This window comes from Streptomyces sp. NPDC002754 (genome assembly GCF_053592315.1).
In genome coordinates this window covers 886,261-899,126 of the sequence record NZ_JBSFVM010000001.1, presented here as the reverse complement: position 1 = coordinate 899,126, position 12,866 = coordinate 886,261, and the positions used below count along the sequence as shown (strand labels likewise).

Below are 12,866 nucleotides of genomic sequence, written 5' to 3'. Positions count from 1 at the left end.
AATCGTTAAGCTACGAGGGTGGGAGCGGGGCTGTCCATACCCTTGATCAATTCCGGTGGGCGGCAGGGGTGTTCGCCGCGCGCATATCGGCACGTGTCCGGTCGCAGAGTCGCCCACGCCTCGGGCTCCACCCCGGACCCCGCTGCTCAATCGCCGCAGGGGCTTGACATGCCCGTCAGCGACGCATGACCAGGACCGGGCAGTCCGCGTGATGCAGCATCGCCTGGCTGACCGAACCGAGCAGCAGCCCATGGAACCCGCCCCGCCCACGCGCACCGACCACGAGAAGGCTCGCCTCCCGCGACGTCTCGATCAGGCTCTGCCGCACCCGGCCATGCACCGAGCGCCCCTCGACCTCGACATCGGGGTGCCGCCCCCGCCCCGCGGCCAACGCCCCGGACAGCGTCGCCTCACTGTCCTCGCGCAGCTTGTCCGTGTCGAACCAGAGCGGCGCGGGGCCGCCGGGCCCCGCGGGCCCCGTGCCGCTCCAGGTGTTCCACACGTGCACGGCCAGCAGCCCCGTCCCGCGGCACGCGGCATCGTCGAAGGCCTCCTCGACCGCGGCCTTCGCGGCGTCCGAGCCGTCGACGGCGACCGCCACCGGCCCTTCGGGCCCCGGCCGCCCGCGTACGACGAGGACGGGGCAGTCCGCGTGCGCGGCCAGGTGCACGGCGACCGAACCGATCAGCAGGCCGGAGAAGGCTCCCAGACCACGGCTGCCGACGACGACCAGGTCCGCGTCGCGTGACCGGGCGGCGAGGACGGTGAGCGCCTCGCCCGTGACGACCTCGCCCTGGACCGAGCCGAGGTCAGGACCCTCGGTGCGGGCCACCTCGACCGCCTCCGCCACGACGGCCTCGGCCCGGCGGCGCAGGGCAGGCTCGGCGGTGGACTCGGACGTCGAGCCGTGCCGGACCTTCAGCATCGGCCAGGTGAACGCGTTCACGATGCGCACGCCGAGCCCGCGCCGCCGCGCTTCGTGCGCGGCGACCGCGACCGCCTCCAGGCTCGATTCCGACCCGTCGGCCCCGACCAGCACGTGGCCCGCCATGTGTGCGCTCCCTCGTCGGCTCTGCCGTCCTGCCTCTGCGGCTCCACTCTCCAGACTGGCCCGACGAGCGGCCCTTCGCACGGCGGGACGGCACTGAGCCCGCCGCACGTCACACGCTCACTCGTGCCCCTCGATCTCGATGCCTCCCGCGCGCGTCGGTACGGCGTCGAGCTCGGCCAGGGTCGCCGCGTCGAGCGCGAGCGCACCGGCAGCGACGTTCGCCGCGAGGTGGTCGGGGCTGGCGGTACCCGGGATCAGGAGGACGTTCGGGGCGTGGTGCAGCAGCCAGGCGAGGCCGACCTGGGCCGGTGTCGAGCCCAGCGTCTCGGCGGCCGCGGTGACGGCGGGCTCGTCCGTGACCTTGGGCATGCCGGGGAAGGCGCTGCCCAGCGGGAAGTAGGGCACCCAGGCGATGCCCTCGGCGAGGCAGAGTCGCAGCAGCTCCTCGTCGTCGCGGGCCACGAGGCTGTACGCGTTCTGTACGCAGGCGATCCCGGCGGGCAGGCCACGGCGCAGTTCGTCGAGGCCCACATTGCTGAGCCCGATGGCGCCGATCTTGCCCTCGTCGCGCAGGGCGGTCATGACGGCGAGCTGGTCGTCGATGTCGACCACCTGGTCACCCTCGGCCCGCAGCCCGGGGCCCGTCTCGGCGCGGCGCAGGTTGACCAGCGGGACCTGGTCGACGCCGAGGCTCTTGAGGTTGTCCTCGACGCCGGCCCGCAGCTCCTCGGGCCGTTGGGCGAGCCGCAGCGGCAGCGGTCCGCCGGAGTCGGGGGTGGCGCCGACCTTGCTGACGACGAGGACGTCGTCCTCGGGGCGCAGCGCCTCGCGGATGATCTCGTTGGAGAAGCCGTCCCCGTAGAACTGGGCGGTGTCGATGTGGTCGACGCCCAGCTCGACGGCGCGGCGCAGCAGCGCGACGGCCGCGGCGCGGTCCGGGTCCAGGCGGGGCAGCTGCATCGCGCCGAACCCGACACGCGAGACGTCGCGGCCGACGAGCCGTCCGGCGCCACCGGGGCGCGGGGCGCCGTGCGCGGTGACGGCGGATGCGGATGAGGAGGAAGCAGAAGAAGACGCGGAAGAGGTCATGGGAATCCCGCCTCGTGCGAAGATGGATGAAACGGAGGAGCCTCCGTTACACCGAAGGTAGCACAACCGGAGGAGCCTCCGCTTTGCCCGCGTCACCATCCGACCCGCCTGCCGCGTCCCCGTCCGATCCGCCTGCGTCCCCACCTGCCGCGACCTCGTCGCCCAGCGGGGGCAAGGCCGACCGCCCCGCCCGCGCGGACGCGCGCCGCAACCGGGAGAGGCTCCTCGCCGCCGCCCGCACCGCCTTCACCCGGGACGACACGACGGTGGCCCTGGAGGCGATCGCCCGCGAGGCGGGGGTCGGCATCGGCACCCTCTACCGGCACTTCCCGACCCGCGAGGCCCTCGTCGAGGCCGTCTACTCCGCCGAGCTGGACGCCGTGACCTCCGCCGTCGAGCCCCTGCTCGGCGAGCTGCCGCCGCACGAGGCGCTGCGGGCGTGGATGGACCGGTACGCGGAGCTCGTCACGGCCAAGCGCGCGATGGCCGGCAGCCTCACCCTCGCCCCGGCCTCCGGGCGCGGCGTCACCGCGAACACCCGGGAGCGTCTGACCGCTTCGGTCGCCGCGCTCCTCGACGCGGGGTCGCGCACGGGCACGTTGCGCGGCGACGTGCCCGCCGACGACGTGATCACCATGCTGCTCGGCGTGTTCCTGTCCACGACGGCAGGCGACCGCGCGGACCGCGTCCGCCCGCTGCTCGACCTCGTGGTGGACGCGCTGCGCCCGCGCGAGGAGACGGAGCAGCCCCACACCCCGGAGCCGCGTGGCTGATCAGCACCGCCCCGTCCCCCGCACACGTTTCGCCCCGCACACCTCGGCAAGGCACCCCAAGAATGGTGATCACTGCGTGGGGAGGCCAGATGCGGACAGTCGGTCACGGCACCGGCCGCGACGACAGCACGGACCCCGGGGCGGGCGGTTCGCGGCGGCGGGCACTGCTCGCCGCGGGGCTCACGTCAGCGGGCGCGCTCATCGGCGGCTGCGGCAGGTCGGGGACCGACGACCGGCCCTCCGGCACCGAGAAGGCCGCACGCGGCCCCTCGGAGTCCTCGCGCTCCCCCTCACCCTCGCCGCGCCCCACCCGCCACCGCCCCGAACTGCCGCGCGGCGGGCGCCGGTTGTTCCCCAGGCACCGGCTGGTCGGCTACTGCGGGCTGCCGGGCGCGAGCGCGCTCGGCCGGCTCGGCACCGGTGACCTCGACGACCGTGTCACCGAGCTCGAACGGCGCGGGCGCGCCTACGCCGATGGCCGCCGTGTGCTGCCCGTCCTGGAGCTGCTGGCCACCGTCGCCAACCCCGGCGCGGGCCCCGACGGCACGTACCGCACGCGTACACCCGACGCGACGATCCGCACCTTCCACGAGGCCGCGCGCCGACACAAGGCGCTGCTGCTGCTCAACATCCAGCCCGGCCGCGCGGACGTCCTCGGCGAGGTCAAGGCCCTGGAGAAGTGGCTCGTCCAGCCGGACGTGGGCATCGCCCTCGACCCCGAGTGGGAGATGGATCCCGGCCAGATACCCGGCGACACGTACGGACACACCAGCGGCCCCGAACTCACCCGGGTCGCCGCCCATCTCGCCTCACTCGTGGACCGCCACGACCTGCCGGAGAAGGCCCTCGTCTACCACCAGGTCGCCGAATCGGTCGTCCACGACGAGCAGGCGCTCGACGTTCCCCAGGGCGTCGCCGTGATCAAGTCCGCCGACGGCATAGGCAGCCCGCAGCTCAAACGGCACACCTGGGACCGCCTGGTCGACCCGATACCCGACCGGCTCCACACCGGGTTCAAGCTGTTCTTCGAGGAGGACACCGAGGGCGGCACCCGCCTGATGACCCCCGACCAGGTCCTCGGCCTGCGCCCGCGCCCGTCGTACGTGATGTACGAGTGAGACCGGAGCGCGGGGCTCTAGGCCTGATCACCGCTCTCGTCCGACTCCCGGAAACGCGCGGCCAGTTCACTTCGTGAGCGGATGCCGAGCTTTGAGTAGACGTGCGTCAGGTGGTACTGGACCGTCTTGACGGAGATGAACAGTTCCAGAGCCGCCTGCTGGTTGGTGGCTCCGGCGGCGACCACCTTCGCCACCGCCCGCTCTTGCGGCGTGAGCCGTGCCAGGCCCGCGGCGGACTGCCCGGATTGCAGGCCCCCTGCCTGGAGTTCGCGGTCGCACCGTTCGACGTAGGTGCGGGCGCCCAGCGTGGCGTAGGCGTCCCGCGCGTTCCTCAGGACGGTGTCGGCCTCGCGCCGCTTGCCGACCCGGCGCAGGGTCTGGCCGTACGCGAAGTTCACGCGGGCCCGGTCGTACGGCAGCGGCAGCCCGTCGAGCTGCGCCAGGGCCCGATCGAACTGGCCCCGTGCCGCGTCGATGTCGCCGCTCGCGGCGGTCAGCCGGCCCCGCACGAGGCCGAGCCGTGCCTGCGCCGAGCGCTGTCGGCGGGCATCGGCGCACTGTTCGTGCGGGCGCAGGAAGCGGTCGGCCTCGTCGATGCGGCCCGTCATGACCAGGGCGTTGGCGTAGACGTCGGGCCAGGGCCAGAAGCCGGGTTCGTCGACGGAACCCCGCGGGTCGAGGTGCACCACCGGTGTCAGCGCCTCGACGACGCGCTCGTACTCGCCGCGCGCCTCCGCGACCTGGGCGCGTGCCAGGCACGACGGCACCAGCATGCAGGCGTACGGGTGGACGTCGGCCAGGGCCAGGCCGAGATGGTGGTCGGCGGCTGCCGCGTCGCCGCGCAGGGCGTGGATCTGTGCGGCGGTCCAGTGCACCAGCGGGCGCACGAGTTCGATACGGACGACGCCGAGCCGGTCCGCCGCGCGCTGCACCGTCTCCAGCGCCTCCGACCAGGCGCCGAGGGCGAACTGGGTGCGGGCCAGCCAGCCCTGCGCCCACAGGGAGATACGGGTCGAGCCCATCCGGTACCCGGTGGGGACGGCGGCCTCGAGCCTGCGGCGGGCGGACTCGGGGGCGTCGGTGGCGAAGTCGACCCAGCCGAGGCCCAGTTGGAAGCGCTGCGGCTGGGCGCCCGCCGGGTGTCCTGCGGCGGCCTCCTCGTAGGCGGCCGCGGCTTCCTCGTGCCGTCCCGTCATCGCGAGCCCGAGGCCGAGCACCGCTTCGGATTCGATGCCGGAGGGGTCCTGCGCCTGCGCCAGGCCGACGGCGCGCCGGGCCCAGGTGACCAGTTCCTCCCCGTCCCAGCGGGCGAGGGCGTGCAGCACGCGCCGCTGGCTGATCTTCGCCATCAGTTCCGGTCTGCGCGCGGCGTCGCAGTGTGCCTCGGCCGTATTCAGGAGGGACTCGGCCTCGGCGGGGCGGCCGCGCATGATGGCGAGGTAGGCGAGCACGGTGTCCCGCAGGGCGCTTGCCGGGAAGCTCTCCAACTCGGCGGCGAACATGGCGGCTTGGGGGATGTCGCCCGCCCCGATCATGGCGTCGACGGCGCGCAGCAGCCGGTCCTCGCGGATCGCGCGTCCGGTGCTCAGCCGTCCTGCCCGTACGAGGGTGTCGGCCACGGCGGACCACTCCCCGGCGCTGGCCCGCCGGGTCGCGTACCGGTCGAGTTCACCTGCGAGCGCCTCGTCGGGGGCCGCGAGGGCGGACACCCGGTGCAGCAGGGCGCGCCCTGTGTCCTGGACGAGGTCGGCGGCCCGCCGGTGCAGGGCGGCCCGGTCCGTCAGGCCGATTCCGGTGAGGACCGCGGCGCGTACGAGGGGGTGGGAGAAGGCGAGTTGGGCGCGCCCGGGGTCGACGGCCGCGGTGAGGAGTCCGGCGGCGCGGGCCTCGTCGACGGCGGGCAGCGGGTCGCCGGTCAGTCCCGCGAGCGCCGACGCCTCGCTCAGGGACGCCTCGTCGCCGAGCACCGCGCAGGCTTCGACGAGGCCGCGGGCGGCCGGGCCGCACCGGTCGAGCCGGTGGCGTACGGCATCGGCGCTGCGGGCGGGCGCGGGGAGTTCGGGGCGCCAGTCGCTCCAGGTGTCGCGGGGCAGTTCGGCGAGGAGCCGGGACATGTGGCGGGGGTTTCCGCGCGTGCGCTCGCACAGGTGCCGGGCCGCGGGAAGTTCCAGGGCCACACCGTGCCCCTCGCGTGCGAGGGCGCGGGCGTCATGGGCGTCGAGCGGGCCGAGAGACAGGGCGGCTCCCTCGCAACCGTCGAGGAACTCGCGGGTGCGCAGCAGGGCGGCGGGCGGCGCCTGCGTCGGCCCGCCGAGTTCGTCGGGCCGGTCGCGCGCGACGAGCACGACGAGGAGGCGCTCGTCGGACATCCCGCGCAGCGCCGAACCGACCGCCCGCAGACTCTCCACGTCGGCCCAGTGCGCATCGTCGACGACCACGACGACGGGGTCGCGCTCCTGCCGGGCCGCCCACTGCCGCCGCAGCAGGCCCGCCACTTCCAGAACGGCCGCCGAGCCCCGCGGGTCCGACTGCACGGCCGCCGAGCCCCACGAGCCCGGCAGAGCAGCCCCAAGCCCCACCGCGAGCTGGCGGGCGAGGCCGAACGGCAGCTCGCACTCCCATGGGACGCCAGAGACGGACACCGTCCGGACGCGGGCATCCCCGTCGGCGCGGAAGGCGTCCAGGCCGTGCTGGACCAGGGCGGTCTTGCCGATGCCCGCGGGTCCCTCGACGAGCAGCAGGCCGGGACGCCCGGAGCACGCCGCGGTGAGCGCCCGGGTCAGTGCCGCGGACTCGCGGGTGCGCCCGACGAGGCCGCCGTGCGGTTCCGGGCGCCCGTTCATGGTCCAAAACGCTAGCAGGGGGCTCTGATCAGCCAAGATCTCCGCCTGCGACCGGCAGGACACTGCCAGTGATATACGAGGCCTCGTCGGAGGCCAGGAAGCAGATGGCGGCGGCCTGTTCGTCGAGGGTCCCGTACCGCTTGAGGAGGCTGGAGGCGACGGTCTGGTCGATGTGCGCCCGGAACCAGGCCCTTTCCCGCTCGGTGTCGTGCGCCGGTGTGCCGCGCGGGACACGGCGGGGCGGTGCGTCGGTGCCGCCCGGCGCGGTGGCCACGACACGGATCCCCGCCTCCGCGTACTCGAGGGCCAGCGACGCGGTGAGGGCGTTGATGCCGCCCTTGGCCGCGGAGTACGGGATGCGGTGGATCCCGCGGGTGGCCGCCGACGACACGTTGACGATCACGCCGTGGCCCTGCGCCGTCATGCCGGGAAGGGCGGCGCGACAGGACCACAGGGCCGTCATCAGGGAGCGGGTGATCTCCGCCTGGATCTCGATGGCGGTGAACTCGGTGAACGGTTTGAAGTTGATCGCGCCGCCGACGTTGTTGACCAACACATCGACGCCGAAGAGGAGTTGGGCGGCCTCCGTCAGGGCGCTGTGGGCGCCGCCGTAGGTCTCGAGGTCGGCGAGGACGGCGCGCGCCCCGAGTTCGTGCGCGGCCTCGCGGACGGTGTCGGCGCGGTCGACGAGGACGACGTCCGCCCCCTCGGCGACGAGCCGACGCGCCACGGCGAGCCCGATCCCCTGGCCCGCACCGGTGACCACGGCCCGCTTCCCGGCGAACCGGTCGACGTGCACACTCACGCGGCGACCTCCTCGGTGGCACGGGCGGCCGGGGTGAACTTCTCGTAGTGGAAGCTCGCCGGTGTCACCCCGAGCGCGGCGATGTGTCCGCGGACGGCCTCGACCATGGCGGGCGGGCCGCACAGATAGACGTCGGCAGCTCCGTCGTGGAGGGTCGCCGCGTCCATCAGGCCGGTCACGAAGCCCTTGTTGTGGGCGGTGGAGCCGGCGTCGGCGACGCAGTGGTCGAAGGTGAGGCCGGGGATGACCCCGGCGTAATCCTCCAGGGAGTCCAGGTGGACCAGGTCCTCGTCGGTGGTGACACCGTAGAGCAGGTGCACGGGCTGTTCCGCCGGTTGCTGGGCGATGCGCTCCAGCATCGACAGGAGAGGCGCGAGGCCGGTGCCGCCGGCGAGCAGCAGGGCGGGGCGGACCGTCTCGCGCAGGTAGAAGCTGCCCATGGGGCCGGTGAATTCGAGGCGGTCGCCGACCCGGGCGCGCCCGCCGAGGTATCCGGACATGGCGCCGCCGTCGACGACGCGTACCAGGAAGGAGAGTTGGCGCTGGTTGGGTCCTGAGCTGAAGGAGTACGAGCGGGTCTGGTCGGTGCCGGGCACCGTTATGTTGACGTACTGGCCGGGCAGGAAATCGAGGGCGTCGCGGTCGTCGACGTCGAGGGTGAACTCGACGGTCGTGGCGGAGTGGCGCTTGAGGTCGGCGAGGGTGGCGGTGTGGGTGGCAGGTCCGGTCTTGGCGGCTGCCGACGTGGCCGGGACGCTCAGCACGAGGTCGCTCCGCGGGGTCATCTGGCAGGGCAGGCAGTAGCCGGCCGCGGCCTCGTCGTCGGTGAGGGCCTCGTCTATGTAGTCGCCGCTGTCATAACCACCCGACTCACAGCGGGACTTGCATGTTCCGCAGGCGCCGTCGCGGCAGTCGAGCGGGATGTTGATGCGGGCCTTGTAGGAGGCCTCGGCAACGGTCTCGTCGGGGCGGCACTCGATGAATCGGGTGATGCCGTCCTCGAAGTTCAGGGCGACCTGGAAGGACATACGGCGGCTCATTTCAACGGCGGGCGGGGGCGGTTCAGACGTGGTAGATGTCGACGACGTGGTGCACGAAGTCGTTCTTCAGGACGACCTTCTTGCGGGCGATGAGCGGCTCGGGCCCGGAGAAGTCGAGGGTGTAGTACGACGTGCCGAAGTAGGTGTCCGTCGTCTGATAGCGGTAGTAGAGCGTGAACCAGTTGAACCGCACGTGCACCAGGTCGCCCTCGCGGCCGGTGACCTCGACGTTGCTGATGTTGTGGCCGGTACGGGGTTCGGGCAGGCTCGTCGCGCTGGAGCGGTCGGTGCGGATGCGGAAGACGCGGTCCTCGAGGCCGGCCCGGCTCGGGTAGTAGACCAGCGAGATCTCGGTCTGCGGGTCGCGGGTGAGCGCGTCGTCGTCCGCCCAGGCGGGCATCCAGAACTCGGCGTCGGCGCGGTAGCACGCGAGCCACTTCTCGAACTCGCGGTCGTCGAGGTACCGGGCCTCGCGGTACAGGAACTGCCGGATGTCCTCCAGCGTCAACGATGCGGCTGCGATGGTCACTTGGCCGCCTCTTCCACGTCGAGCGCCTGGTTCAGGGTGTCGAGCCAATAGCGGTGCTGGATGGGGAACAGGCCCTCGTCCTCGGTGCGCACACCACTGGCGATCGGGTTAATGCCGATCTTCTTGGCGTCCTCGTCGGGGCCCTCGATCTGGTGCACGGCGCCGCGGCTGAGGTCGTTCCACGGCATGGATCCGGCGAGGTACGTCTTCTGGCAGGAGCGGAACTCCTCCAGGTCGTCGGGGGTCGCCATGCCGGTGGCGTTGAAGAAGTCCTCGTACTGGCGGATGCGCTGCGCCCGCTGCTCGGCCGGCTCCCCCTTGGGGGCGACGCAGTAGATGGTGACTTCCGTCTTGTCGACGGAGATCGGCCTGAAGTGCCGGATCTGGGAGCTGAACTGGTCCATCAGGTACACGTTCGGATACAGGCACAGATTGCGGGAGACACCGATCATCCAGTCGGCCCGCTCGGCGCCCACCTGCGCGGCGAGTTCCTCGCGCCGCTCGTACAGCGGCCGGTTCGCCGGGTCGAGCCACTGCGTCCACAGCAGCAGATGACCGTGCTCGAAGGAGTAGAAGCCGCCACGCTGCTTGGCCCAGCCGCCCGCGTCCATCGTCCTGGTGTCGTTCTCCGACTCGCCGGAGGTGCGGCGGGCCTGGGTGGCGGCGTAGTTCCAGTGGGTGGCGGAGACGTGGTACCCGTCGGCGCCGTTCTCCGCCTGCAGCTTCCAGTTTCCGTCGTAGGCGTACGTGGAGGAGCCGCGCAGCACCTCAAGGCCCTCGGGTGACTGGTCGACGACCATGTCGATGACGACGGCGGCGTCCCCGAGGTGTTCGGCCAGCGGCTTGACGTCCGCGTCGAGGCTGCCGAAGAGGAACCCGCGGTAGTTCTCGAAGCGGGCGACCTTCTTCAGGTCGTGCGAGCCGTCCTTGTTGAACTGCTCCGGATACCCGGCCTCGCGCGGGTCCTTCACCTTGAGCAGCTTGCCGGTGTTGTTGTACGTCCAGCCGTGGAACGGGCAGGTGAAGGTGGTCCGGTTGTCGGTCTTGCGCCGGCACAGCATCGCGCCACGGTGGCTGCACGCGTTGATCAGGCAGTGCAACTCGCCTTGTTTGTCACGGGAGATGACGACGGGTTGGCGGCCGATGTACGTGGTGAAATAGTCGCCTATCTCCGGAATCTGGCTCTCATGGGCCAGATAGACCCAGTTCCCCTCGAAGATGTGCTTCATCTCAAGGTCGAACAGTTCCTCGTCGGTGAAGACGCTGCGCCTGATCCGGTGGACCCCGCGGGCGGGGTCCACCCCCAGGGCGTCCGCGAGGATGCCCCGTGCGCGACTGGTGCCCTCCGCCATGTTCCCGTCCCTTCGCCTCGGCCGGGCCTGCCTGGTGGCGGCCGGTGGCGGCCGTGTTGCGGCTGCTTTTCAGCACGATGGCAGTCGGGTGAAGAGTCGGCCCCGGACATTCCCCCAGGGTTGACCCAGGGGGGTATTGATATCGCGAACATCTCAATAGCCTGCAACAAGATATTTGTGGGGTATGGGGTCAGCTCCCTACGCTGAAGCGCAACGAGGGCCCCACCGAACAGCAACAAAGGGGCAGTCGGATGGAATTGAGGCACCTGCGCTACTTCGCGGCTGTCGCCGAGACACGTCACTTCGGCAAGGCCGCGCAGGCGCTGCACATGGCTCAGCCGCCGCTCTCCCAGGCGATCCGTCGCCTGGAGACGGAGCTGGGTGTGGAGCTGTTCACCCGCACCACCCGGCAGGTGTCCCTGACGGGCGCGGGCGAGGTGTTCCGCACCGATGTGGAGCGCATCCTCACGTCCGTCGACGAGGCGGTGGCCCGCGTGGGGCGGTTCGCCACCGGCGTCGAGGGCGTACTCCGGGTCGGCCTGACCGGATCCGCCTCGTACCGCCAACTGCCCACGCTGGCCCGGCTGGTGAAACACGAGATGCCGCACGTACGGATGGAGGTGCACACGGAGATGCTGACACCCGCCCAGGAGCTCGGCCTCATCGAGCGGCGCCTCGACGTCGGCGTACTGCGCCCGCCGATCCGGCAGGAGGGCATCGCGCACCGGCTGATCGCCGACGAGCCGCTCATCGCGGCCGTCCCTGAGGGCCATTGGCTCGCCGACGCCCAGGCCATCCGCGTCGAGCAGCTGCGCCACGAGGACTTCGTCATGTACGGCGCGACGCTCGGCTCCGTCGTCAACGACGCCGTCGTCCGCTCCTGTCTGGCCTCTGGCTTCTATCCGCACCGCGCGTACGAGGTCACCGAGACCTCGGCCGCGCTCGCCCTGGTCGCCGCGGGACTCGGTGTGGCGGTACTGCCCGCCTCGATCCGCTCAGCGCCCCGCGAGGGCGTGGTGTGCCGGGACATCGAGGACGCGCTGACCGTGCCACTGGCGCTGGCCTGGCGCCACGACGACGACTCGCCGCTGATCCGGCAGCTGCTGGACGTACTGGAGCGGCACGACCTGTTTGTGAGAGAGATCGAGGGAATGCCATGAAGATCGTCAAGGTGGAGGCCATTCCCTTTGCCATTCCCTACGTCAAGCCGCTGCGGTTCGCGAGCGGCGAGGTGCACACCGCGGACCACGTCCTGGTCCGCGTGCACACCGATGAGGGCCTGGTGGGAACGGCCGAGGCGCCGCCCCGCCCCTATACGTACGGCGAGACGCAGGAGTCCGTCGTCGCGGTGATCGAGAAGATTTTCGCGCCGCAGATTCTCGGACTCACCGTCCTGGAGCGGGAGGTCGTGCACGCCCGCCTCGACCGGACCGTGGGCAACCCGGCCGCCAAGGCCGCCGTCGACATGGCCCTGTGGGACCTGCTCGGCCAGTGCGCGGGACTGCCGGTGTCCGGGCTGCTCGGCGGCTACGGCGACCGGATGCGCGTCAGCCACATGGTCGGCTTCGCCCCGGCCGACGCGATGGTCGCCGAGGCGGAGCGGGTCCGGGACACGTACGGCATCACCACTTTCAAGGTGAAGGTGGGCCGCAACCCGTACGGCGAGGACGTCGCCGCCTGCCGGGCGCTGCGGACGGCCCTCGGCCCGGACGTGGAGCTCTATGTGGACGGCAACCGCGGCTGGTCGGCGTCCGACGCGGCCCGCGCCCTGCGCGAGATGGCCGACCTGGATCTGACGTTCGCGGAGGAACTCTGCCCCGCCGACGATGTGTTGGGGCGCAGGTGGCTCGTCGCGCAGAGCCGGATCCCCTTCATCGCCGACGAGAGCGCGACCCGGGCCGCCGAGGTCACCCGCGAGCTGCTCGGCGGCTCGGCGACGGCCATCAGCATCAAGACCGCCCGCACCGGCTTCACCGCCTCGCAGCGGGTGCTGCACCAGTGCGAGGGCCTCGGCGTCGAGGTGGTGATGGGCAATCAGATCGACGGGCAGATCGGCACGTTGTGCTCGGTCGCGTTCGGCGCCGCCCACCGCACCTCCTCGCTGCACGCGGGCGAGCTCTCCAACTTCCTCGACATGTCCGACGACTTGCTCACCGAGCCGCTCACGATCGCGGACGGCACGCTGCGCGTCCGCGAGGGCGCGGGTCTCGGGATCGCCATCGACCCCGAGAAGCTGGCCCGCTACCGCCTGGACGTCTGACACACC

The 12,866-nt window shown here is 72.0% G+C and carries 11 protein-coding genes; 4 read left to right on the top strand and 7 right to left on the bottom strand.

Going from position 1 to position 12,866, the window contains the following annotated elements; all coding sequences use genetic code 11:
* Window positions 1-175: 175 nt before the first annotated feature.
* Window positions 176-1,051, bottom strand: coding sequence for a universal stress protein (locus ACWD2L_RS04335; RefSeq protein WP_351330730.1), 876 nt, complete (start codon window positions 1,049-1,051; stop codon window positions 176-178).
* Window positions 1,052-1,168: 117 nt separating this feature from the next.
* Window positions 1,169-2,140, bottom strand: a complete 972-nt coding sequence (locus ACWD2L_RS04330) for an aldo/keto reductase (protein WP_351330731.1) — start codon at window positions 2,138-2,140, stop codon at window positions 1,169-1,171.
* An 83-nt stretch (window positions 2,141-2,223) separates the two neighbouring features.
* Here ACWD2L_RS04330 and ACWD2L_RS04325 point away from each other — a divergent pair, with 83 nt between their 5' ends.
* Window positions 2,224-2,913, top strand: coding sequence for a TetR/AcrR family transcriptional regulator (locus ACWD2L_RS04325; RefSeq protein ID WP_351330732.1), 690 nt, complete (start codon window positions 2,224-2,226; stop codon window positions 2,911-2,913).
* 89 nt (window positions 2,914-3,002) lie between these two features.
* Entirely contained in the window at window positions 3,003-4,031 is a 1,029-nt protein-coding gene (locus ACWD2L_RS04320) for a hypothetical protein (RefSeq protein WP_351330734.1), read from the top strand.
* Window positions 4,032-4,048: 17 nt separating this feature from the next.
* Here ACWD2L_RS04320 and ACWD2L_RS04315 read toward each other — a convergent pair whose 3' ends face one another.
* The 5 genes from ACWD2L_RS04315 to benA are packed head-to-tail and all read right to left on the bottom strand — an operon-like array spanning window position 4,049 to window position 10,600.
* Entirely contained in the window at window positions 4,049-6,874 is a 2,826-nt protein-coding gene (locus ACWD2L_RS04315; protein WP_351330735.1) for a helix-turn-helix transcriptional regulator, read from the bottom strand.
* Between the two features lie 28 nt (window positions 6,875-6,902).
* Window positions 6,903-7,679 (bottom strand): benzoate diol dehydrogenase BenD, encoded by a 777-nt coding sequence (gene benD, locus ACWD2L_RS04310; RefSeq protein WP_351330737.1) that lies wholly within the window; start codon window positions 7,677-7,679, stop codon window positions 6,903-6,905.
* Complete coding sequence (benC, locus tag ACWD2L_RS04305; RefSeq protein ID WP_351330738.1) at window positions 7,676-8,707, bottom strand: benzoate 1,2-dioxygenase electron transfer component BenC; 1,032 nt, start codon at window positions 8,705-8,707, stop codon at window positions 7,676-7,678. The genes benD and benC overlap by 4 nt, the downstream gene beginning before the upstream one ends.
* Before the next feature lie 34 nt (window positions 8,708-8,741).
* Window positions 8,742-9,248, bottom strand: coding sequence for a benzoate 1,2-dioxygenase small subunit (gene benB, locus ACWD2L_RS04300; protein ID WP_351330739.1), 507 nt, complete (start codon window positions 9,246-9,248; stop codon window positions 8,742-8,744).
* Window positions 9,245-10,600 carry a benzoate 1,2-dioxygenase large subunit gene (gene benA / locus ACWD2L_RS04295; RefSeq protein ID WP_351330740.1) on the bottom strand — a complete coding sequence of 452 codons (1,356 nt, stop codon included), beginning with the start codon at window positions 10,598-10,600 and terminating at the stop codon, window positions 9,245-9,247. The genes benB and benA overlap by 4 nt, the downstream gene beginning before the upstream one ends.
* A 251-nt stretch (window positions 10,601-10,851) precedes the next feature.
* Between benA and ACWD2L_RS04290 the strand changes: the two genes are divergently transcribed.
* Window positions 10,852-11,760: a LysR substrate-binding domain-containing protein gene (locus ACWD2L_RS04290; protein WP_351330741.1), complete on the top strand. Its 909-nt coding sequence runs from the start codon at window positions 10,852-10,854 to the stop codon at window positions 11,758-11,760.
* Window positions 11,757-12,860: a mandelate racemase/muconate lactonizing enzyme family protein gene (locus ACWD2L_RS04285; RefSeq protein ID WP_351330743.1), complete on the top strand. Its 1,104-nt coding sequence runs from the start codon at window positions 11,757-11,759 to the stop codon at window positions 12,858-12,860. The genes ACWD2L_RS04290 and ACWD2L_RS04285 overlap by 4 nt, the downstream gene beginning before the upstream one ends.
* Window positions 12,861-12,866: the final 6 nt, after the last annotated feature.